Here is a 20419-nt window from a genome sequence, read left to right as displayed (position 1 = left end):
AGAAAGGCTCAACAAAAAGTAGCAGTTACTAAACAGAAATGTAAAAGTAAAACTTAGAAAATATAGACATAATAAAATCATTAAATAAAGTACTTATTAATTCAGGTGCTTTTATTTTGTTTTTGGAATCGATTTACAAAGGATAACACTTCCTTATATAGAATTATGTAGTGTATATACAGTTTTATAGAGGGGAGGTGAAAATATGGATGAAGAATATTTGAAAGAAATTACAATAGCAGCAATAGAAAATGGATTGATTAAAAATAAAGCAAATAGTGAAGAAATGGCAATAGAAATAGCTAAGTTTATAAACACGCTTAGGAATGAATGTAACAAATAAGATGGTAATAGTATTATGCTAGTAATTTTTAGAGAGTATCCATTAATTTGGGTGCTTTTTTATTTTATCTAAAGAAAAGGTATAGAATAAAAGATTATAAGAATAATAAAAATATAATGAATGGAGATGAAACAATGACAGATATAAAATCTGAATATACAAAATTAGATAAAGAAAATCAAATAGTTGAACTAACTTATTATATGAATGCGGAAGTGTCAAAAATTATATTTGATTTAAAGAATGATGAAATTAATGTGAGTGGAAGTTTGTATAACTTAATTGGATATCAAGATTCCGAAGAGGATAAAAGAAAATATGAGGAATTTTTAAAAACACAAAAGGAACTTGCAAAAGAAAGGCTTAATAAAATATGAAATTATTAATAAAAGTAAGGTAACTATGTAATGTAGTTGCCTTATTTGTTTGGAGGTGAATAGTATCACACTAAAGAAGTTATGTAGATGTGGAAAGGTTATAGACTACACACATAAGTATTGCAGCGAATGTGAACCAAAGGTTAAGAAGGATAAGGCTGATAGAAATAGGTATTATGATAAGAACATAAGGCAACATGCTAATGTGTATGCTAATAAGATATGGCATCAACTAAGAGAACTATGTAAGAATAAGTTTAATGGATTAGATATTTATAGTTACTATGTTTTAGGTGCTATCGTATATGAAATAATTTCCCATTACGTGGAACTAGTAGAGGATAATATAGGTAGAGCGTATGACATAAGTAATCTATTATATGTTGATACTAATACACACTCAATGATACATAGTGCCTACAATAGAAGTGATAAGGATAAGAAGGATATGAAAGATATGTTGTTTGAATTGATTAAGAGATGGGAAGAAGATTATTGCTAATATATGGAAACTAATGGATATTATTCATTTAATGTCTTTTTTATTTGTCTATTAATTGTTGAAAAGCAAGGGGAGGGGTATATATAAAGTTTTACCCCTTTTTCTAAGTATTGAAGAATTTAAGGTTTAGGAGTCTTTTGAGTGTGATGTTACTTCAAATTCAAATTCTTTTGTCTATCGTAAAGATTGGAATTTGGGAGATATAGTAACTATAATAGATAAAAATTGGAGGTTAATAATGCACAGTAGAATAATAGAAATAAAAGAAGTTTGAGGTTTTAGTTTAAATGTAATATTTGGAACGAGTGTCCCTAACTTCATAACAGATATTAAAAAAAATAACAAAAAGGAAGTGAGATAGTAATGGAGAAAAGTAGTTTTTTTAATAGTGTAGAAGGAGACAGAAAATATAAAGCTAGTGATTTCGCAAGTTATTTTAATTCGCTACTTACTAATGGTGTATTTCCTAACCCAAGCACTAATTTATAAGTCATAAGTAATAATAACATGACCTTAACAGTTAAAGCAGGTAAGGCTTGGATTAATGGTTATTGCTACATTAATGATAGCGATTTAATATTACCTATATCAGTGGCTGACGGTGTATTAAAAAGGATAGATAGGCTTGTAATACAATTCAATACAATAGATAGAAATATTACTGCTAAAGTCAAGAAAGGTATATTTGCAAGTTCTCCGATAGCTACAGTTTTGTAAAGGGATGCTGATGCTTTTGAATTAGGAATAGCAGATATATTAATTAGTAATGGTGTAGCGAGTATAAGTCAGGCTAATATAACAGATTTAAGAATGAATACCACTTATTGTGGTTGGGTAAACTCGCTTATTCAAGCAGATACCACAGCAATTTTTAATCAATATCAAGCATGGTTTACTGCTCAATCAAATAATTATAATATTGAAATGATAGCAAATCAAGCAACATTTCAAAGCAATTTTAAAACACGGTTTGCAACAATTCAAGGACAATTAAATGGAGATATAGCTGGTAATTTAACTAATTTAATTAATAAAAATACTAAAAATATAGCAAGTTTAGGTGAAAGTCTAGCGTCGCACTCGACTGATAACTCGAAGCATGTTAACAGAATGTTGGATGTTGGAACTTCAAAACATTATCAACTAGGTATTTTAAATGGATTATTATATTATAAGGAGGTTTTATAATTGGTAGGAGAAATTTTTATTGCAGATAAGGTAACATTGGATTTAGTTAAAACTACAGCTGACAATATATTGGCCGCTGTTAAGAGTAACGTTAAGAGCGCCTCGTTTATATCCCCTGGAACATATCAGTGGAAAGTTCCAGAAGGAGTTTTTGTTGTCCATATATCCGCAATTTCAGGTGGAAATGGAAGCACCGGCGGCCAAGGAGGTACAGGTGGTTCAGGAACTTCCTATTCTGGAAGTCGAGGTGCCGATGGTTCTATGGGTTACCCAGGAAGCCAAAATAATGGTGGCGTAACAAGTTTTGGGTCATTGTTATCAATTTATAGTAATAATCTGAAGGATACCAGTGGTTGGAGTAGATATGGCCTTGGCGGCAGTAATGGTGGAAGTGGTGGTTTAGGTGGTTCAGGTGGTTCATCGCCTGGCACTTACAGTCTCAAAGGCCCAGATGGAGCAAGTGGAGATTATGGATATTGTGGTGGTACGATATTTAATTCTCCTGTAATGGTTACTCCAGGAGAAGTTATGCTAATAACTGTTGGAGCAGGCGGTCAAGGAGGTCAAGGAGGTCAAGGAGGTCAAGGAGGTCAAGGAGGTGCAGGTGGTAATAGTTGGAATGGCACAGACAAAGGCGGTAATGGTGGGCAAGGGGGTCAAGGCGGTAGTGTTTATGGTGTGGCAGGCGCTTATGGAAATGCGGGCACTCTTGGTATGTCGAGCCTATATAGTCAAGGTGGGCAAGGAGGCACAGGTGGGCAAGGGGGTTCAGCTGGCAAAAATGGTGCCTTGACTATAATTTGGAGTTAATAAGGGGGAAATAAATTATGAAAAAATTCGCACAAATAGTAGGCAACAGAGCACATTGGATTTTTGAAGCAGAAGAAAAGCCCGATTTTGCATCAAACATTGTTTTGGTAGAAATAACTGGTAATGAGGGTATTGAAGGTGGTTGGGATTATGACGAGAAAACTAAGACATTTAGCGAACATCTAGAACCAATAATATTCCAACCAGTTGACTTAGCCAAAGTTGAGATGGCTGAACTTATAATAGAATTATCACAAAAAATAAATGAATTGGAGGCAAAATAATATGAAAGATTATTTAATAAAGGCTTATGGTTATTTGGTTAAGGTAAATGTGTGGGATTTGGAACCAGTGGAAGGTAGCACAAAGAAAGTAGTACCTGAGAATTATAGAGGCAGTGTTGCTATGTATTTGGCTACAGGAGAAATTGTTGCGATTTAGGAATATATGGTACAGTAAAGTTTGGACTATTCCAATTTTTACTGTTATGTTATATAATGGTAACAATGATTCGGAATCGTTGAAAATGATGAAGATTATTTATTTTATAGAAAGGAGAATAAAAATGATTACTAAAAAAAGAACAGTATTAATCGCTATGGTAATTATGACTCTCATCCTATTAATTGGATGTGGTAGCAATAATGATATTAATATGGATAAATTTAATAAAATCTATAATGACAATAGTGAAATAGCAGATGAATCTGATTTTTATTCCATAGATAAGGGTCATACTATATTAGATGGAACTAATGAAACAATAGAATCAGGAACATATAAGGGGAAATTGAAATTAAGTGGAAGTGGAACTATTTGGACATACGAAAGTAGTACAGATTTTGATTTGAAAGTTCCATATAGCTTATCAGTAAAAAGCGAAAAGGCAAAAATTGTTTTAATATTACCTGACAATACAGTTGTTGATCTTGTAGAAAATACAGCGAAAGCTACTATAAAGGGACCAGCATCAATAACTGTACCCATTAAGAAAGGTAATAACCGTATAAAAGTAGTAGGCTACAATGAAGCAGATATTAATCTTGAATTGCATATAGAGAAAGGTACATTAAAAAAAATACAGTACTAATTTAGAATTTGTTAATTCGGATGTTTCTAATTAGACGTCACAAACAATAAAAGTTTGTGGCGTTTTTACTTGTGACGACTTAGGAAAATATGGTGCAGTAAAGTTTGGACTATTCCAATCCTTACTGTTATGTTATATAATGGTAATAATGATTCGGAATCGTAGAAAACAGCGAATTAATAACAGGTACAAATATTTATGAAACAATTGCCAATCAGTAATTTTTATAAATAGGAAATACTATTATAAAAGTTACTGAGGAGGGTGTTATCAATGAAGAAAAAAGCAATAATAGCATTTATGACACTAGTGTTTGTTTTCAGTCCAGCATCTAACTGCTATGCTTATGTAGGCGTAGATAGAATAAAGCCTTTAGTCAGCAGCCCATACATTCCACCAGAGAAATCACGAGAAGAATTGTATCAAGACATTTTTATGACTTTACTTTTACCCTATATCCAAGATGAAGTAGACAAATACTACAAAGAATATTTAACTACTTTACCTGGCGTAGCGCCATATGGTGTTTACATATTAAAGGTTGATCGAGTTAATGGTTATAGAGGATTTGATTTTCGATTAAAAATAAAGATCCATCCATATGTAGGTCCACACCTTGATGTTGGAACTGATTATATTACTTTAAGAGTAAATCCAGTTGATAATGTAAAAGTAGAGAAATTCGAACATATCAATAGTTCTGAGTTACCACCGTATTATCAAGATATTATAAAGAAAAAATTGCCTTAATATAAATGTTAATATGTTCGGAATGTTCTTAAAGTCTGTCACACTGGTAAAATATTGTACATCAATTAAAATGAGGTGAACTTATGAAGAAATTTTTAAATTATATGTTGAAACCTCTGGCTATAGTTTCATGTATACCCTTTATAGTGGTTCTAAGTTATTGGTCAAATCATAGAAAAAATTTATTAGTAACAAGTATGATTTTATATTTGGATGTACTAATTGGTTCGGCAATAAAGTATTTTTGTAAAAATAAATATAATACGTCACAGTAAAGTAAAGTGAAAATTATTTATAGTTTAAGGAGGTATCCTATGAAAAAAGAAAACATATTTACAAAATGTTCATTAGGTATTTTAATAGTATCCCTTTTGGTATTAGTAAATGAGTTTATTCAACTAATACCGACTCATTCTACACATTTAGAAGGCTTTTTATTATATTATGGACCATTTATATTTGCAATTATTGGTGGAATACTTTCAATAGTTGGATTAATTAAACACAAAACAAAATTAGGGTTACTGTTAATAGCAATTAATTTTATATTATTATTTTGGCCAATAATTCTTTGGATGTAGGAGCTTTAATTTGGAGAGAATAGAAATTCACAAATGTAATATATTAAAAAATTACTGTATCAAAAACGGTCGTTTATGATTTTTTCACAAAAAATAAAATAAAAGTATCTACTTTTGTTGATGAGCAATATTCTTATTAGCCGTCACAAAAAATAAAAGTTTGTGGCGTTTTTACTTATGACGACTTAGGAAACTATGGTGCAGTAAAGTTTGGACTATTCCAATTCTTACTGTTATGTTATATAATGGTAATAAAGATTCGGAATCGTATTCAAAGACGAAGTAAAGATTATTTACAAAATATGCAGACAAATAGTATTTTATCGAGGGGGATAGTTATGATTAGACTTACAGAACCGAATGAAAAATACTTGAAATCATATATTGAAGCATATGACGAATATGAGGATAACCACGTCACAACATATGCATTTGATGATACAAGGTCCTATGATATATTTATAAAATACGATAATTACAAAAATTCGCGTAATCTGCAACCAAATAGGGTTGGGTCGAATTATTTTTGGTTGGTTGATGATGAAAAAGACTTCTTTATAGGCGAAATCAGCATTAGACATTATCTCACGGATTCACTACTACGAGATGGTGGTCATATAGGGTATGGTATTCGCTATTCTGAATGGAATAAAAGCTATGGAACTTTTATGCTTAAACTGGCGTTAGAAAAAGCAAAGAAGATGGATATTTCAAAAGTTCTAATCACTTGTGATGATGATAACATTGCTTCTGCTAAAATAATGGAAAAGAATGATATGGTACTCCAAGATAAAGTAGAGAACCTTATAGATGGACAGAAAATAATAACAAGGAGATATTGGAAAACCTTATAAGCGTTAAATTCCAATTTGTAGATTTGAATTAACATAATTTTAGACTCAGTTGTTTCGCATTTTTCTGTTTAGACGTCACAAACGATAAAAGTTTGTGGCGTTTTTACTTGTGACGACTTAGGAAACTATCGCGACACAACTCAACAATTTTAAAAAGCAAAATAGTGGACTTTAAATAGTCTTTTTATTTTGCTTATTTTTATAGAAATCAAGGTATTTACAATTATATACAATCATATTCCTGCTTTCGCTACAATTGTTAGTGGAAGGGGGGATATTATGGCACAATTGAAAGAAATAACACAAAAAAATGAAGAACTCAGAGCTTTAATGCATCAGTTAATGAATGAAAAAGAAAAGTTAACTGACCCAGAATTAGTAGTGCTTAGCCAAAAGCTAGATGATCTACTAAACGAATATGATAGATTAATAAACAGAAGTTAATAATTTATCGTATCAAATCAACTAAGAGGACTTTTATAGTCCTCTTTTTAATTTAAAAAAATATTGGAGGTGCATCATGAATGATGACGTATGTGTAGAAAAACATAAGAGGATAGATGAAAGATTAATAACACATGACACTAGGATAAATAATCACTCAGAGAGGATTGATAAATTAGAGCAAGCTCAAAGTGAGTTTAAAGTAGAAATTAAAAATTTATGTGAAAACATAAAGAATCTAACAAGCACAATGAAATGGTTTATGGAAATTTGGGTAACAAGTTTACTTGGGTTCTTTTTTTATGCAATTCAAAGTGGATTATTTTAAAATAGGAAAGGATGATAATTATGATTAAATTTAAGAAAATAGCAGTAAGATTCGGACATACAATATTAATAAATGGACAATGTACCGCATCAACAGGCATACCAACGCATGCGTTGTGGTAAACGTTTATCACGATGATGGCATACGTGGTTTCATTGATTCATGATGGCAAATAACACTTTTAGATGTATGTATAAAGCTATATATATCTGGAGGTGTTTTTTTTGTTGGAATTAAACGATGTTTTAAGAGAATTCTTATTCGATTGTGAGGTTAAAACCTTTTCAAAAGGACAATTCAAGGCTATATATGCTGGCGTGAATACTAAGAAATATAAAATCTTTATATTTATACTAAATTATGGTAATATTAAATCGAAATCCTATACTGTGACGTAATAGTTAAATTGATTTTTGCATATCTATATTTTATTATACGAGAAGGGGGATAATTAGAAATGAAATCAGAAAAGTGGTTGTTTTTATCAGTCATACTATTAAGTATATCAATTACTTTTAGTGGCGTCTTTGTAGGTAAATCTATATTGGCATTAGAAAAATCAAACAAGCAAATTTCTACAGAACAAAAAAGCAGTGAGGACATACTATCCTTTTCAGAGGCTACAGTTTTCTTGAAAATTTCAGAAACAAAACTAAAATCATTAGTAGGTAATTCTAAATCAATGGATGAGATAGGAATACCATATTACAACATTGACAATAATGTTCTGTTTAGTAAAACTGCTTTGTCAAAGTGGATTGTTATTGTATCAGAAAGAAAATTTCAGTACTAATAAAATGCTTAGTTAATCAGAGTTAATAAACAATATTCTACTTAGACGTCACAAACAATAAAAGTAGGGGGGCTGCCATTGAAAAAAATAATTATACTTCTAACAATAATTTTTATAATAATTGGGGGGAGTTTCATTGCTGTAGGAAAATCAAGTAAAAATCATAAACTAATTAATGCACTAACCTTTAGTGATATAGATTTGAACAAAATTTGGGTATTTGAAGGAAATAAGGGATTATCCTATGACTATAAAATTGGGTATAATGACTCTAAACAAATTAGTGACCAACTTATTCAAAGCACTAAAATAGATATGAAAAAATCATTCCCTAATAATTATTCACAGGGTTTTACGGTTACTATTTTTTTCAAAAGCGATATTAACGGAATAACCCGAGAGATAAACATTATGCCTAAAAATGATAATTCAGTATTTGCTATTATTAAGATAAAAAACAAACAAGGTGGTCTTATTAATTGGTGGGGATTATCAGTTGAATCGTCTTGGTTATCTAAATATATTGATAATGTAGATAAGGTTTAGGAACATCGGCAACAAGGAACGTTAATGCGCGAAGCAAAGAGTGGCATCTACTTACGAGGTGAAAGACCTTGTTGAGAAAGGTCTAACGAATCACTCATATCGAGTGTTTCATTGAAGCGTGACAGCAAGATGAAGTGTACACAGACAACTATATAGGGCACAGGGAGAACTGTATCTCCTGAAGTATATATGGTGAATTGATTAATATACAAATATATTTGGAGGATAGTAAAATGTTATATAAAGAGGATATAATTAAAATACTTAAATATATGGACTTGCCTTTAAGCGAATATTGGATAACCTCTGGTGCAGGATTAGTACTTCATGGAGTTAAAGAAAGAACAAATGACATTGATCTAGGGTGCAGTACTAATTTAATTGAACACTTTCTAAAAAAGGGTTGTAAGTACAGAGTAGCGGAAGATAATTCAAGAATTATGGAGATAAATGATACAATAGAAATACTAGAAAATTGGTTTGTTGATGAAATAGAATTCATTGATGAATTACCTGTAGGTACTTTAGAAAGTATTAAAAAGCAAAAATCAGAGTTAGGAAGAGTAAAGGATATACAAGATATAAAAATGATAGAAGAGTATATCAAAAGTGAAAAATAGTTCATGCGAATGGAGGTATAATAAACAATATGAGCTTTTATAACTATTATACAATACCAAGAGATGTAAAAAAGCAAATTGAACGTGTGGTATCAATATATTCTGAGCGATTAAATGATAGTCTTGTTGGGATTTACCTTCATGGCTCAGTTGTATTAAATTGTTTTATTAAGGATAAAAGTGATATTGACATTTTAATAGTCTCAGATAAAAAACTTACATCTATTGAACGCTTAGAATTAGCGAGGGAAATGATGGAAGTACATAAGCAACCGTCTCCTATTGAACTATCTGTAATATTTACAGAACATTTAAAGCCTTGGAAACATCCAACTCCTTGTCAATTCCATTTTAGTGATTATTGGGAAAATGAATATAGAAGAATGATTGAAGATGCGGATTTAACCCATTGGATTTTAAATAAAGATTTTGAGGACGAAGATATTGCTTGTCACATTAAGCTAATAAAACAAAGTGGTATTGCTCTCTTAGGAAGACCTATTGATAAAGTTTTTCCTGATGTTCCAGAATATGATTTTTGGAATTCAATTTCAAGGGATATAGAAGACTTTGATTTTCGTGATTATGGTAGCAGTTATTTTATCAGTAACATTTTAACATTGTGTCGCATATGGTCATATAAAGTTGAAAAAAAAATACTTTCAAAATACGAAGCAGGTTTATGGGCAGAAAGTCGGCTTCCACATCAAGTAAGATATATTGTTGTAAATGCAACGGCTTCACGCTATTTTGATGAAAAACAGAAAAAATATACTATAGCTGATTTAGAATTACTAAAGGATTTTATTATTAGTGAAATAGGCATAAGTGATAAAGATTGAGCAATAATATTTACTTTAGTGGAAATGCTTTGTTCTATATAATTTAGTTCAGTTACTGATAAAGATTTATTTCATAATGATTAATTTATCTCAAAAGTACTAACAATTGTGTTTCGAAAAACAAATTCAATTAGTACTTGAAAGAAATGCTGATTTTTCAATTACTGCTTGTTGTACGGGTAATCTATTTGATTGATATAATGGTAACATCAAAGTTATAAGGAGTGATTTATATGTTTAACATGGTAAACATTGGTAGGAAAATCGCACAGTTAAGAAAAATAAAAAATCTAACTCAAATGGAGATGGCCGATATACTTGGTATAAGCTTTCAAGCAATAAGTAATTGGGAACGAGGGCAAACTATGCCAGATATATCAAAACTGCCTGAAATTGCTGAGATATTTGGTGTGAGTATTGACGAGATACTTGAAAATGAGAAAGGTACCCACATTGTTAAAATCATAACGGAGGGAAAAACAAAAGAATACTTGAAACAAAATGAGGTATCCTTTGAAGAATTTTCAAATGTCGCGCCGTTACTTAAGACTGAGCAGTCTGATGAAGTATTTGAAAATATCAATGACAAACTATCTACTAAGGATATTTATTCTATTGTTCCGTACATTAGTAATGAGATTATAGATAAATGTGCAAAAAAAGCATTCGAAATTGAGGGGATGGACGCTTTGACGTCCATTGCTCCTTTTATTAGTTCAGAAATGATAGATGAATTGGCTATAAAAGCCTTTGATTTAAATGGCCTTAATACTCTTGTGTCCATGGCACCTTTTATAAGTGATAACATAATAACTAATTGTGCGAAAAAAAGTTATGAAGCAACTGGTATTAATTCATTAACAGCGATGTGTCCTTTTATAGATGATAATGTTATCGATGAATTGGCTATAAAAGCCTTTGATTTAAACGGTATTAATGCTCTTGTTCCGATAGCACCTTTTATTAGTGATAACATAATAACGACTTGTGCCAGAAAAAGTTATGAAGCAACTGGTATTAATTCATTAACAGCAATGTGTCCTTTTATAGATGATAATGTTATAAATGAATTGACTCTTGATGCAATCAGTAAAAAATGATTATGGTTAGAATAAATGTAATAATAGAAAAAATACAGACTGCATAGAATGCAAGTCTGTATTTTTGTATACATATGTTCAGCTTACTTAATTTGTAAGCTGAATTGTTAATAATAGTGATTTTTTGTTTTATTTATAAGAATCTGTTAACTAAGAATTTGAGGAATAATGGTAAGCGTTCTCAATGGGTTATGATGGCTAAAAGCTAATAAATGTTAAATGCAAAGATTATACGAAAATATTTTAGGGTTGTCTGTAGTATAAAAAATAAATCATAAGGACATAATTTAAAAGCAATTACTCTGAAGGGAAGGATGACCTTATGATGTTCAATAAAGTAGAAATATGTGGAGTAAATACTTCAAAATTGCCTGTATTAAAAGAAAAAGAGAAGAAAGAGTTATTATTAAGGATACAAAATGGCGAGTATGAGTGTAGAGAAAAATTTATTGAGGGGAATTTAAGGTTGGTTTTAAGTGTTATAAAGCGCTTCAATAATAGAGGAGAAAATGTAGATGATTTATTTCAAGTAGGCTGTATTGGTTTAATGAAATCCATTGATAATTTCGATTTAAGTCTAAACCTTAGATTTTCAACATATGCAGTTCCTATGATTATAGGTGAAATAAGAAGATACTTAAGAGATAACAACTCTATAAGAGTTAGTAGATCATTAAGGGATATTGCATATAGAGCATTACAAGTTAGAGATAGATTGGTAAATGAGGATAATAAAGAACCAACAATATCTCAAATAGCAAAAGAACTAAATTTACCAAGGGAGGACGTGGTATTTGCACTAGACGCTATACAAGATCCGGTATCTTTATTTCAACCAATTTATCATGATGGTGGAGATGAAATATATGTAATGGATCAAATTAGCGACAGTAAAAACTCAGATGATAGTTGGCTTGAAAATATATCAATTAATGAGGGTATGAAAAAATTAAAAGATAGAGAAAAGTTAATTTTAAATTTGAGGTTCTTCGATGGAAAAACTCAAATGGAAGTGGCTGATGAAATAGGCATATCACAAGCACAGGTGTCTAGAGTTGAAAAAAATGCATTAAAGCACATGAGAAAGTATGTATAGGGTCCCCAAAGTGGGACCCTTTTTTTAATTTTATTTTAATACATTTTTCTTCCATACTTATACAGAAAGAATGAATTTTCTTTTATAAAAGACCTACTTGTAATTATGTACTCTTTTTATTGGTATAATACTAATATAGGATTAAGGAGGAAATTTAATATGAGGAAAAGATTATGATAAACAATGAAAAATATGGAGTGGTTTTAGGCGGTGGAGGTGCTAAAGGAGCATATGAAATAGGAGTTTGGAAAGCTTTAAATGAATTGAATGTTTATGTGGAGGTAGTTGTAGGAACCTCTGTGGGGGCTTTGAATGGAGCCATCATGGTGCAAGGAGATTTTGATATAGCTTACAACATGTGGAATGATTTGACCATGAGCAAAATCATTAATTTTGGTCAAGAAGGGGATATATTATCACAAAACTTAAGCTTAGCATCAATTATAAATACTATAAAAAGTTCACTACTATCAGGTGGCATGGATGTCACACCATTAAAAGAGCTATTATACACAGTGATTGATGAAAAGAAAATAAGAGAATCAAAAATTGATTTTGGTATTGTCACTTTTTCTTTAACAGATTTTAAACCAATAAATATTTTTATAAAAGATATTCCAGAAGGTAAGCTCATAGATTATTTACTTGCCAGTTCATGTTTTCCTACGTTCAAACCACAGATTATTGATAATAAAAGATATGTAGATGGAGGAATATATGATAATATACCCATTTCATTAATATTTGAGAAAAGTAAAAATATCATCCTAGTAGATGTTTCTGGCCTAGGTAGGATAAAAAAGGTTGATACAAGCAATAATAAAATTATTTATATTAAGAATTCGGAATATCTTGGAAGAACACTTCAATTTAATGAAGAAAACTCTAAAAACAATATAAAACTAGGTTATTTTGATACTCTCAGGGCTTTTGGCAAGACAATAGGAAAACAGTACTACATTGTAAATTCTGAAATTTGTAAGGGGCGCAAAAATCCATATGTTAGTGATTTAGAAGAAAAAGAAATTGAAAAAATATATGCATTTTATGGAGTAAATATAAATAAAAGTACTTCGAAAATTGTAAATAGCATTAAATTTAGACTACTAAGAAAAATAAGAAAATATGTAACAGGGGAATTAGATGGACATAGTGTTATTATATCTATGGCCGAAATATGTTCAGAATGTTTAGGAATACATAGAATACAGATATACAGTTTAGAGGAACTTATTGAAGAAATTATGAAAGAATATGAAAATTATAAGAAAGTAGCATTAGAAACAAATATTATTATTTTAATAAGTAAAGTGGATAACCTTAATAAGGCATTGGTATTTTATGAACCAAACTTAAATGAAACATCTCCCTCGATTATTAAAAAAAGAAGCTTAATTGCCTTAAGTCAACCCAAATATGCAATAGCGAATTTATTTTTTTCACTATTACTAAATAGAAAATTAAAAGTATAAATATTTAACTATAATAGTTTAGGGTTATTTCAAAAAGTAAAGAGTGGATTCTAATCCTAAATATGGGATAGAATTCACTCTGAACCTAAGAAACATAATAATTTTTCAACTTGTAGTTATTTTATTTTACCTTGTTTTTTAAGAATTGTTTCCATCTGATCTACATATTGTCCAAATTCAGTTAATAGGTTATCAATTGAAGTTGTTTTTGTTGGATCAACTCCTGCTTTTTTTAGAGCATCAACAGGATACTCTGAAGATCCTGTTTTTAAGAAATTGAAATAATTTTCAGTTGCATTTTTGTCTTTTCCATCAAGTATATTTTTAACTATTTCATTTGAAGCAGCCATAGAAGTAGCATATTTATAAACATAGAAGTTTCTATAAAAATGTGATACTTTAGCCCAGCTAACACTTGATACTTCATCTAATACATAGCTATCACCGTGGTATTTTATTTGTAGGTCACCATATATTTTTCCTAAAGATTTAGCTGATAAAGGTTCGCCTGCCTCTAATTTTTCATGTGCTATTTTTTCGAATTCTGAGAACATTACTTGAGTGTACACTGTATTTTTTATATTATCAACTAATTGGTTTAATAAATATAATTTTTCATCATCATTTTTAGCATTTTTTATTTGATATTTTGTTATTAATAATTCATTAGCAGTTGAAGCTACTTCTGCAGTAAATATAGGGGTATCTGAGTTCCTAAATGCTTGAGCCTTTTGTGCATAAACAGCATTTACAGCATGACCCATTTCATGAGCTGTTGTTGACATTGCATCTAATGAATCGTTATAGTTTAAAAGTATAAAAGGATGTACATCATTAAGTCCTAAATTATATCCACCTGTTGTTTTACCTTTTGACTCATAAACATCTATCCATCTATTATCAAAGCCCTCTTTTACTATAGATAAATAGTCATTACCAAGTGGTTTTAATCCATCTAAAATCATGGTCTTAGCTTCTTCATAAGGGATTTTTAATTCATAATCAGCAACTAATGGAACAGATAAATCATAGCCATGAACTTTATCAACATTCAAAACTTTTCTTCTTAACTCTATATATTTATGAAGTGGCTTCATGTTATTATTAACAGCTTTAACTAAATTCTCATAAACCTCTGTTGGAATGCTATCTTGTGTAAGGGAAGCTTCAAGAGAAGAGTTATATTTTCTAGATTTAGCTAAAAAAATGTCCTTCTTTACAGAAGATAAGTAAATTGAAGTAAAGGTATTTTGAAAGTCTTCTTGACTTTTACCATTAGCTTGAAAAGCTGTTTTTCTTAATTCTCTATCTTTACCATCAAGAATCTTTGAAAGCGCTACTGGAGTTAGTACTAAATCTTTTCCATCTTTATCTTTTATAACTGCTTTTTTCATATCTGAATTTTTTAATTTAGTAAAAATTTCTTCTGGAGAACTAGCAAATTCTGATGCATTAGCTAATATATCTTCCTCTGCAGTTGAAAGAGTATGTGCCTTTTGCTTAATTAAAACATCTATAAAATGAGCATAATCTTTTAAAATAGGATTTGATACAAGGGTTTTTAATGAATCAGTAGTTTGAGCCAATAGTTCGGGAGTGAAGAAGGTTACAAGTTGTCCATATTCTCCATAAATACTTTCTGCTTTAGCTTTTAACTCTGTAGCTTCAGTATCTCCTTGATCTAAATCACATTTAAATCCAGCATACCAATAAACTTTATTTATAATACTTGATGCTTGGTCATCTAATTTTAAAAATTCAAGTAATTTTTTAGGGTCATTTAGTTTTCCTTTATAATCTTTGAACTTAGGAAAACATTCTTTTTCTAATTTCTCAATATCTTTTTCCCATGCTTGCAGATTTGCATAGATATCAGCTAAGTTCCATTTGTACTTGTCATCAATTTTTTGTGGTGTTGCTGGTGCCGGTGTTGGTTCATACTGTTTATCTTTTGCATAAATTGCTGAATGGCGTGCATTTGTATCTACTCCATTTACATTAACTAATGCAGAAGCATTAATTGATGTAGTCAAAAATATCCCAGCGGCCATACATGATATAATAATTTTCTTTTTTGAATTTAACATAACATATCCCCCCCCATATCTTTTTAAAAATGTAAATATTAGTACATAATTGTAATTATATACTGAGTTTTAATTTATTTCAAGAGTTATGTTAAAATAATGTAAAAATTCTAAAAATAGTTTATTTGGAACTTATAATAGTTAAGAGTTCCATGAGAAAGTGGAGGAATAAAAAATTATCCGTGAAAATAAATGAAGAATAATAACCTTTGGATAATCCAAGTGTTATTATTCTTCATTTATATTATAAAGTCCAAGGTATATTCTGTATTCAGAGTATTGTACTTTTCTACCAGATCTTGTAGTGTGACAGAGTCCATAACTTTATTAATTTGTTCATTAACCTTTTGCCATACCATGGTGTTTATGCAAACTTTAATGGTTTTATCAATGCCTAGGGCCCCATCATCATCTCCTGTAATACTTAAGTCACCTTCGAGAATTCTTAAAACTTCTCCTACTGTGATTTTTGAGGCCTCTTTTGATAGGGTATAACCGCCCTGTGACCCTCTTGCGCTTTTTACAAGCTTAGCTTTTCTAAGTACTGAGAAAACTTGCTCTAGATAATTTTCTGAGATGGATTGTCTTTCAGCGATAACCTTTAAGGGGATATAGTCTCCCAATGAATTCACTGCTATATCAACCATTGCCCTTAAACCATATCTTCCTTTAGTAGAAATATTCATGGTAAATTAATTCTCCTTATCTATACTAAAATATACAAATAACGCATAATGTAATATTTATTCATTAAATTAAATGATACTATATTGAAAAGAATAAGTCAAATTGTGGTTTATCTAAATACTTACTCCACCTTCATTAATTATAAATAAGGTATCAGATTTCCCCCCTGAGTGGCATAATAGAGATCCTTTCTTGTAGGCCTTATGACCAGTCATATCCACAATCTTTTTTAGCTTCTCATCAGAAAGGAAAGAAAATATGGGTACAGTTTATGTTATGTTTTATTTTATATTTTCACTTAAATAATACTTAAAAAAACAAGAGATTGTAGGATAAGCACATAGAAACAAAGTAAAGTGAGGAAAAATAAAATTTAGGAGGAAAATAGAATGAAAAATAAAAAGCCCATGAAGGTCATGGGCTTTACTTAAATTGATTTATTGACCCTTTGATACTATATATTTTCGAATTCATTTAATGTTTTTAACTTGTTCTCAACTTTCATTTTCTCAACTCTTATGCTATCTAATTGCTGCATTAGTTTTTTGTTTTCTACTTTTAGGGTTTTGCTAGAATTGTGTTGAAGGCCAGTTTCTGCAAGCTCTAAGGAATATTGTAGTTCTTGTTCAAGCTTATTTTTATAAGTTTCTTCAAATTCCTTTTCTACCTGAGTTAACTCTTCATTTAAAGTCGTTTTCATACTGTCAATAACTTGCCTTGACACTTCTGATTTGATTTGTTCTTCAGTTTTCATATTAGTTTATCTCCTTATAGTTTATAGTTTTAACGGTTTTATTTATACTATTAGGGTGCTCATTAATTTTTTTAGTATTCTTTTAAATATTTTTGCAAATTCACTTGGAGAACAGCTATGACTTTAAAGATGATTGCTATTTTAATTATAAATATAAGCAATGTAGAAGCTACTTTAAAGTAGTTATTTTTTTGAAGATACATTGCATTAATAATTCTCCAAAAGAAAGGTATTAAATTCACAATATAAGGCAAAATAAAGAAAATGAAATTAATAATTTATACATATAAATTAAGGAGAGGATTTAGTGGAAAAGGAAGAGTGTATAAAGGTTATTCCCTTAGGAGGCCTTGGAGAAATAGGTAAGAACATAACTGCTATTGAATACGAGGACGAAATCATTGTTATAGATTGTGGTATTTCATTTCCAGATGAGGAAATGTATGGTGTGGATTTAGTAATTCCAGATATATCTTATTTAAAAAATAATACAGAAAAGGTAAAAGGTATTTTTTTAACTCATGGGCATGAAGACCATATAGGCGCATTGCCATACATTCTTAAGCAATTAAATGTACCTGTTTATGGAACTAAGCTAACACTAGGAATAGTTGAAAATAAGCTAAAAGAGCATAATATGTTATCAGATTGTGAACTTCACAATGTAAATGCTGGAGACATAATAGAACTACTAAACTTCAAAATTGAATTTATAAGGGTCACTCATAGCATAGCGGACTCCTGTGCTATTGCAATTCACTCACCACTGGGTGTCATATTGCATACAGGTGATTTTAAAATTGATTTTACACCCATTGATGGATTAGTCATGGATTTAGAACGTATCTCAAATTTAGGTAAAGAGGGCGTAATACTACTTATGGCTGATAGCACAAATGTGGAACGGGAAGGGCATACGATTTCAGAAAAAGTTATAGGAAAGACCCTAACTAGAATACTATCTAATGCTGAGGGAAGAGTTATTGTAGCCACATTTGCCTCAAACATTCATAGAATGCAGCAGATAGCAGATGCTTCCGTAATGTATAATAGAAAAATTGTTTTTAGCGGAAGGAGTATGGAGAATATCTCACAAGTGGCTATGCAACTAGGATATCTTCATATACCAGAAGATTACATTATAAATATGGATGATATGCAAAATTACAACAATAAAAACATTACAATAATAACTACTGGAAGTCAGGGGGAACCCATGGCAGGTCTTGCCAGAATAGCTTTTGCTACTCACAGGAAAATTACCATTGAGCCGGAGGACTTATATATTATTTCTGCATCTCCAATTCCAGGAAATGAGAAACTTATATCTAGAGTAATAAATGAGTTATTTAAAAAAGGAGCAGAAGTAATTTATGAGGATTTGGAAGAAGTACATGTATCCGGCCATGCCTATCAAGAAGAATTAAAATTAATCCATGCCTTAGTTCATCCTAAATATTTTATGCCAGTTCATGGTGAATACAGACATATAAGGCAGCATGCTAAGTTAGCACAGGGATTAGGTATGCAGGAGAAAGATATATTTACCATGGAAACAGGGCTTGTTTTAGAAATTACAAAAGATGAAGCTAAAGTGACAGGACGTGTACAAACTGGAGCTGTTTTTGTAGATGGTCTAGGTGTGGGGGATGTTGGAAGCATAGTACTTAGAGATAGAAAGCACTTAGCAGAAGATGGAATGCTTACTATAGTAGTTACCTTAGAACGGGAATCATATAGTATTATTGCTGGACCAGATATAATCACTCGTGGATTTATATATGCAAAAGAATCAGATGAATTAATTAGTGAAGTAAAAGAGATTGTCAGGATTGAACTTAACAAATGCTTAGATAATAAAATCATTGAATGGTATGTATTAAAATCTAATATGAAAAAATCTGTAGAGCGATATTTATATCAAAAAACAAATCGTAGACCTATTATTTTCCCTATTATTATGGAAATTTAAGAAACAAGTCCATCCAAGTGACAATTAAAAGCTGAGGGGTTAATGCTCTCAGCTTTTAATAGTTTTATTAATAATGAACTCTAACTAACCAAAACTTAATGCTTTTATTGCTCCATCCAAGGTCCCAAGGCACTTTATTTCTATCTGAATTATGACAACTAACCAAGGAGTACCCTCTGGAATCAGCACCTGTAACAACAGAAATGTGAGTGATGTCATTTTTCTTTTCATAGGCAACAAAATCTCCTGGTAGTAGTTTGTAACTAGCCTTATATACTTTATCGTAGCTACCATAAGCAATTACTGAGGCTCTACCACTATATACCATGTATTTTTTAAAGCCATCTGCGTTGAGCCAAGCTCTTGTTGCTCCATTTTTGTCGTAGTTCCATGCAGAATTTTTTCTGAATTTTCCACCTTCAAAAAGAATTTGTGAGGCAAAGTTTGCACAATCACCACCCTGAGGATTATAGTCCCTATATTCTTTATTATACTTATATTCAAATTCTGCGGTACTTGCAGCACCACAATATTTATCAGCATATTCTGTAGCTTTTGTTCTTCTTTTGTCTAGGGTGGATAAATCTTTAGCATTTTGAGATAGTATATAACTTTTTATAGAATCTGCTTTAATATTATCTAAGTTTAGTGAATCTCCAAAAGGATCTTTATACCATTCTTTAGAAATTACCCAAGAACCCTCTTTGCTAGTAAGTTGTAATATGTGATAGGTGCCAATTTTTGAAATATTTTCTATTTCAAGTTGGTTTTCATATACATATTTATATTCTGTGGAACACAATAGGTAAATGTAAAAATTATCAATGCCACCTTTGATTGTTTTTACAATTACTGTTGGTTTGATATCTATAAACTTAATTCCTTGTTTTTGTGTCCAATTATTAATATAATTCATCTTTCTTTTTTCATATTCATAAGCCCAAGTCCCATATTTGGTTTTAAGATTATAAATTGATTTAATTAATTCTAAATCACCACTTAGTATAGCTTTGTTTCTACTTTGAAAAATTTGTTCTATATAACTAGTAACTTCTTTTTTTTCTTCATCTGTCGCAGCATAGCTGTAGCTAGGAAAGCATAGCTGTACCAATAAAAGAAGTATTATAAATATAAACAATCTATTTTTGGACCATTGTAAATTTGACCCTTTAAAAATATTCAT

General features: G+C 30.4%; 29 protein-coding genes and 1 pseudogene. 26 read left to right on the top strand and 4 right to left on the bottom strand.

Features of this window, described 5'->3' with window-relative positions; genetic code table 11:
* Window positions 1-205 precede the first annotated feature (205 nt).
* The 25 genes and pseudogenes from ACREV6_RS20425 (at window position 206) to ACREV6_RS20305 (ending at window position 13736) form a co-directional block, all read left to right on the top strand.
* Window positions 206-343 carry a hypothetical protein gene (locus ACREV6_RS20425; protein ID WP_216298391.1) on the top strand — a complete coding sequence of 46 codons (138 nt, stop codon included), beginning with the start codon at window positions 206-208 and terminating at the stop codon, window positions 341-343.
* Between the two features lie 134 nt (window positions 344-477).
* Complete coding sequence (locus ACREV6_RS20420) at window positions 478-720, top strand: hypothetical protein (protein WP_431579886.1); 243 nt, start codon at window positions 478-480, stop codon at window positions 718-720.
* A 55-nt stretch (window positions 721-775) separates the two neighbouring features.
* Window positions 776-1222: an HNH endonuclease gene (locus tag ACREV6_RS20415; protein WP_431579885.1), complete on the top strand. Its 447-nt coding sequence runs from the start codon at window positions 776-778 to the stop codon at window positions 1220-1222.
* A 145-nt stretch (window positions 1223-1367) separates the two neighbouring features.
* Window positions 1368-1496: pseudogene (locus ACREV6_RS20410) on the top strand (Gp37-like protein); the annotation flags it as partial.
* 89 nt (window positions 1497-1585) lie between these two features.
* On the top strand, window positions 1586-1711 hold the full coding sequence (locus tag ACREV6_RS20405) for a hypothetical protein (RefSeq protein WP_431579884.1): 126 nt from the start codon (window positions 1586-1588) through the stop codon (window positions 1709-1711).
* A gap of 18 nt (window positions 1712-1729) precedes the next feature.
* Window positions 1730-1939: a hypothetical protein gene (locus tag ACREV6_RS20400; protein WP_431579883.1), complete on the top strand. Its 210-nt coding sequence runs from the start codon at window positions 1730-1732 to the stop codon at window positions 1937-1939.
* A gap of 93 nt (window positions 1940-2032) precedes the next feature.
* A complete protein-coding gene (locus ACREV6_RS20395) occupies window positions 2033-2410 on the top strand; it encodes a hypothetical protein (protein ID WP_431579882.1) in 378 nt (125 codons plus the stop codon).
* Window positions 2411-3220 carry a hypothetical protein gene (locus ACREV6_RS20390; protein ID WP_431579881.1) on the top strand — a complete coding sequence of 270 codons (810 nt, stop codon included), beginning with the start codon at window positions 2411-2413 and terminating at the stop codon, window positions 3218-3220.
* 17 nt (window positions 3221-3237) lie between these two features.
* Window positions 3238-3504, top strand: coding sequence for a hypothetical protein (locus ACREV6_RS20385; protein WP_431579880.1), 267 nt, complete (start codon window positions 3238-3240; stop codon window positions 3502-3504).
* A gap of 1 nt (window position 3505) precedes the next feature.
* On the top strand, window positions 3506-3661 hold the full coding sequence (locus ACREV6_RS20380) for a CD1375 family protein (protein WP_431579879.1): 156 nt from the start codon (window positions 3506-3508) through the stop codon (window positions 3659-3661).
* 124 nt (window positions 3662-3785) lie between these two features.
* Window positions 3786-4310 carry a 50S ribosomal protein L7ae gene (locus ACREV6_RS20375; protein WP_431579878.1) on the top strand — a complete coding sequence of 175 codons (525 nt, stop codon included), beginning with the start codon at window positions 3786-3788 and terminating at the stop codon, window positions 4308-4310.
* A 273-nt stretch (window positions 4311-4583) separates the two neighbouring features.
* A complete protein-coding gene (locus ACREV6_RS20370; protein ID WP_431579877.1) occupies window positions 4584-5060 on the top strand; it encodes a DUF3888 domain-containing protein in 477 nt (158 codons plus the stop codon).
* An 83-nt stretch (window positions 5061-5143) separates the two neighbouring features.
* On the top strand, window positions 5144-5335 hold the full coding sequence (locus ACREV6_RS20365; RefSeq protein ID WP_431579876.1) for a hypothetical protein: 192 nt from the start codon (window positions 5144-5146) through the stop codon (window positions 5333-5335).
* 39 nt (window positions 5336-5374) lie between these two features.
* A complete protein-coding gene (locus ACREV6_RS20360) occupies window positions 5375-5641 on the top strand; it encodes a YnaG family membrane protein (RefSeq protein ID WP_431579875.1) in 267 nt (88 codons plus the stop codon).
* A 338-nt stretch (window positions 5642-5979) separates the two neighbouring features.
* Window positions 5980-6495, top strand: coding sequence for a GNAT family N-acetyltransferase (locus tag ACREV6_RS20355; protein ID WP_431579874.1), 516 nt, complete (start codon window positions 5980-5982; stop codon window positions 6493-6495).
* A 279-nt stretch (window positions 6496-6774) separates the two neighbouring features.
* Complete coding sequence (locus ACREV6_RS20350; protein ID WP_431579873.1) at window positions 6775-6939, top strand: aspartyl-phosphate phosphatase Spo0E family protein; 165 nt, start codon at window positions 6775-6777, stop codon at window positions 6937-6939.
* Window positions 6940-7015: 76 nt separating this feature from the next.
* Window positions 7016-7267 carry a hemolysin XhlA family protein gene (locus ACREV6_RS20345; protein WP_431579872.1) on the top strand — a complete coding sequence of 84 codons (252 nt, stop codon included), beginning with the start codon at window positions 7016-7018 and terminating at the stop codon, window positions 7265-7267.
* 224 nt (window positions 7268-7491) lie between these two features.
* Complete coding sequence (locus ACREV6_RS20340) at window positions 7492-7665, top strand: hypothetical protein (RefSeq protein ID WP_431579871.1); 174 nt, start codon at window positions 7492-7494, stop codon at window positions 7663-7665.
* A 59-nt stretch (window positions 7666-7724) separates the two neighbouring features.
* Entirely contained in the window at window positions 7725-8060 is a 336-nt protein-coding gene (locus tag ACREV6_RS20335) for a hypothetical protein (protein ID WP_431579870.1), read from the top strand.
* 78 nt (window positions 8061-8138) lie between these two features.
* A complete protein-coding gene (locus tag ACREV6_RS20330) occupies window positions 8139-8606 on the top strand; it encodes a hypothetical protein (protein WP_431579869.1) in 468 nt (155 codons plus the stop codon).
* 233 nt (window positions 8607-8839) lie between these two features.
* Window positions 8840-9226: a hypothetical protein gene (locus tag ACREV6_RS20325; protein WP_431579868.1), complete on the top strand. Its 387-nt coding sequence runs from the start codon at window positions 8840-8842 to the stop codon at window positions 9224-9226.
* Between the two features lie 29 nt (window positions 9227-9255).
* Window positions 9256-10068, top strand: coding sequence for an aminoglycoside adenylyltransferase domain-containing protein (locus ACREV6_RS20320; protein ID WP_431579867.1), 813 nt, complete (start codon window positions 9256-9258; stop codon window positions 10066-10068).
* 233 nt (window positions 10069-10301) lie between these two features.
* Complete coding sequence (locus ACREV6_RS20315; RefSeq protein WP_431579866.1) at window positions 10302-11168, top strand: helix-turn-helix domain-containing protein; 867 nt, start codon at window positions 10302-10304, stop codon at window positions 11166-11168.
* A 322-nt stretch (window positions 11169-11490) separates the two neighbouring features.
* Window positions 11491-12264 carry an RNA polymerase sporulation sigma factor SigG gene (gene sigG / locus ACREV6_RS20310; RefSeq protein ID WP_124999171.1) on the top strand — a complete coding sequence of 258 codons (774 nt, stop codon included), beginning with the start codon at window positions 11491-11493 and terminating at the stop codon, window positions 12262-12264.
* A 173-nt stretch (window positions 12265-12437) separates the two neighbouring features.
* Window positions 12438-13736, top strand: coding sequence for a patatin-like phospholipase family protein (locus ACREV6_RS20305; RefSeq protein WP_431579865.1), 1299 nt, complete (start codon window positions 12438-12440; stop codon window positions 13734-13736).
* Window positions 13737-13852: 116 nt separating this feature from the next.
* On the opposite strand, the gene pepF is transcribed toward ACREV6_RS20305, so the two are convergent.
* The 3 genes from pepF to ACREV6_RS20290 form a co-directional block, all read right to left on the bottom strand.
* The gene (pepF, locus tag ACREV6_RS20300) at window positions 13853-15823 is read right to left on the bottom strand and encodes an oligoendopeptidase F (RefSeq protein WP_431579864.1); all 1971 of its coding nucleotides are present in this window, start codon (window positions 15821-15823) and stop codon (window positions 13853-13855) included.
* 239 nt (window positions 15824-16062) lie between these two features.
* A complete protein-coding gene (locus tag ACREV6_RS20295; protein WP_431579863.1) occupies window positions 16063-16509 on the bottom strand; it encodes an RrF2 family transcriptional regulator in 447 nt (148 codons plus the stop codon).
* Between the two features lie 455 nt (window positions 16510-16964).
* Window positions 16965-17264: a hypothetical protein gene (locus ACREV6_RS20290; protein ID WP_431579862.1), complete on the bottom strand. Its 300-nt coding sequence runs from the start codon at window positions 17262-17264 to the stop codon at window positions 16965-16967.
* Window positions 17265-17571: 307 nt separating this feature from the next.
* Between ACREV6_RS20290 and ACREV6_RS20285 the strand changes: the two genes are divergently transcribed.
* Complete coding sequence (locus ACREV6_RS20285; RefSeq protein ID WP_431579861.1) at window positions 17572-19236, top strand: ribonuclease J; 1665 nt, start codon at window positions 17572-17574, stop codon at window positions 19234-19236.
* Between the two features lie 67 nt (window positions 19237-19303).
* Here the strand turns inward: ACREV6_RS20285 and ACREV6_RS20280 are convergent, their stop codons facing one another.
* On the bottom strand, window positions 19304-20419 hold the full coding sequence (locus ACREV6_RS20280) for an amidase domain-containing protein (RefSeq protein ID WP_431579860.1): 1116 nt from the start codon (window positions 20417-20419) through the stop codon (window positions 19304-19306).

It is taken from the genome of Clostridium sp. (genome assembly GCF_050717515.1).
Lineage (GTDB): Bacteria > Bacillota > Clostridia > Clostridiales > Clostridiaceae > Clostridium_AD.
This window is presented reverse-complemented; position numbering and strand designations above follow the sequence as displayed.

Coding starts and splice junctions, on each gene's coding strand:
- ACREV6_RS20425 (WP_216298391.1), top strand. CDS start 206: ATGGATGAAGAATATTTGAAAGAAATTACAATAGCAGCAATAGAAAAT.
- ACREV6_RS20420 (WP_431579886.1), top strand. CDS start 478: ATGACAGATATAAAATCTGAATATACAAAATTAGATAAAGAAAATCAA.
- ACREV6_RS20405 (WP_431579884.1), top strand. CDS start 1,586: ATGGAGAAAAGTAGTTTTTTTAATAGTGTAGAAGGAGACAGAAAATAT.
- ACREV6_RS20400 (WP_431579883.1), top strand. CDS start 1,730: ATGACCTTAACAGTTAAAGCAGGTAAGGCTTGGATTAATGGTTATTGC.
- ACREV6_RS20395 (WP_431579882.1), top strand. CDS start 2,033: ATGAATACCACTTATTGTGGTTGGGTAAACTCGCTTATTCAAGCAGAT.
- ACREV6_RS20385 (WP_431579880.1), top strand. CDS start 3,238: ATGAAAAAATTCGCACAAATAGTAGGCAACAGAGCACATTGGATTTTT.
- ACREV6_RS20380 (WP_431579879.1), top strand. CDS start 3,506: ATGAAAGATTATTTAATAAAGGCTTATGGTTATTTGGTTAAGGTAAAT.
- ACREV6_RS20375 (WP_431579878.1), top strand. CDS start 3,786: ATGATTACTAAAAAAAGAACAGTATTAATCGCTATGGTAATTATGACT.
- ACREV6_RS20370 (WP_431579877.1), top strand. CDS start 4,584: ATGAAGAAAAAAGCAATAATAGCATTTATGACACTAGTGTTTGTTTTC.
- ACREV6_RS20365 (WP_431579876.1), top strand. CDS start 5,144: ATGAAGAAATTTTTAAATTATATGTTGAAACCTCTGGCTATAGTTTCA.
- ACREV6_RS20360 (WP_431579875.1), top strand. CDS start 5,375: ATGAAAAAAGAAAACATATTTACAAAATGTTCATTAGGTATTTTAATA.
- ACREV6_RS20355 (WP_431579874.1), top strand. CDS start 5,980: ATGATTAGACTTACAGAACCGAATGAAAAATACTTGAAATCATATATT.
- ACREV6_RS20350 (WP_431579873.1), top strand. CDS start 6,775: ATGGCACAATTGAAAGAAATAACACAAAAAAATGAAGAACTCAGAGCT.
- ACREV6_RS20345 (WP_431579872.1), top strand. CDS start 7,016: ATGAATGATGACGTATGTGTAGAAAAACATAAGAGGATAGATGAAAGA.
- ACREV6_RS20335 (WP_431579870.1), top strand. CDS start 7,725: ATGAAATCAGAAAAGTGGTTGTTTTTATCAGTCATACTATTAAGTATA.
- ACREV6_RS20325 (WP_431579868.1), top strand. CDS start 8,840: ATGTTATATAAAGAGGATATAATTAAAATACTTAAATATATGGACTTG.
- ACREV6_RS20320 (WP_431579867.1), top strand. CDS start 9,256: ATGAGCTTTTATAACTATTATACAATACCAAGAGATGTAAAAAAGCAA.
- ACREV6_RS20315 (WP_431579866.1), top strand. CDS start 10,302: ATGTTTAACATGGTAAACATTGGTAGGAAAATCGCACAGTTAAGAAAA.
- sigG (WP_124999171.1), top strand. CDS start 11,491: ATGATGTTCAATAAAGTAGAAATATGTGGAGTAAATACTTCAAAATTG.
- ACREV6_RS20305 (WP_431579865.1), top strand. CDS start 12,438: ATGATAAACAATGAAAAATATGGAGTGGTTTTAGGCGGTGGAGGTGCT.
- pepF (WP_431579864.1), bottom strand. CDS start 15,823: ATGTTAAATTCAAAAAAGAAAATTATTATATCATGTATGGCCGCTGGG.
- ACREV6_RS20295 (WP_431579863.1), bottom strand. CDS start 16,509: ATGAATATTTCTACTAAAGGAAGATATGGTTTAAGGGCAATGGTTGAT.
- ACREV6_RS20290 (WP_431579862.1), bottom strand. CDS start 17,264: ATGAAAACTGAAGAACAAATCAAATCAGAAGTGTCAAGGCAAGTTATT.
- ACREV6_RS20280 (WP_431579860.1), bottom strand. CDS start 20,419: ATGAATATTTTTAAAGGGTCAAATTTACAATGGTCCAAAAATAGATTG.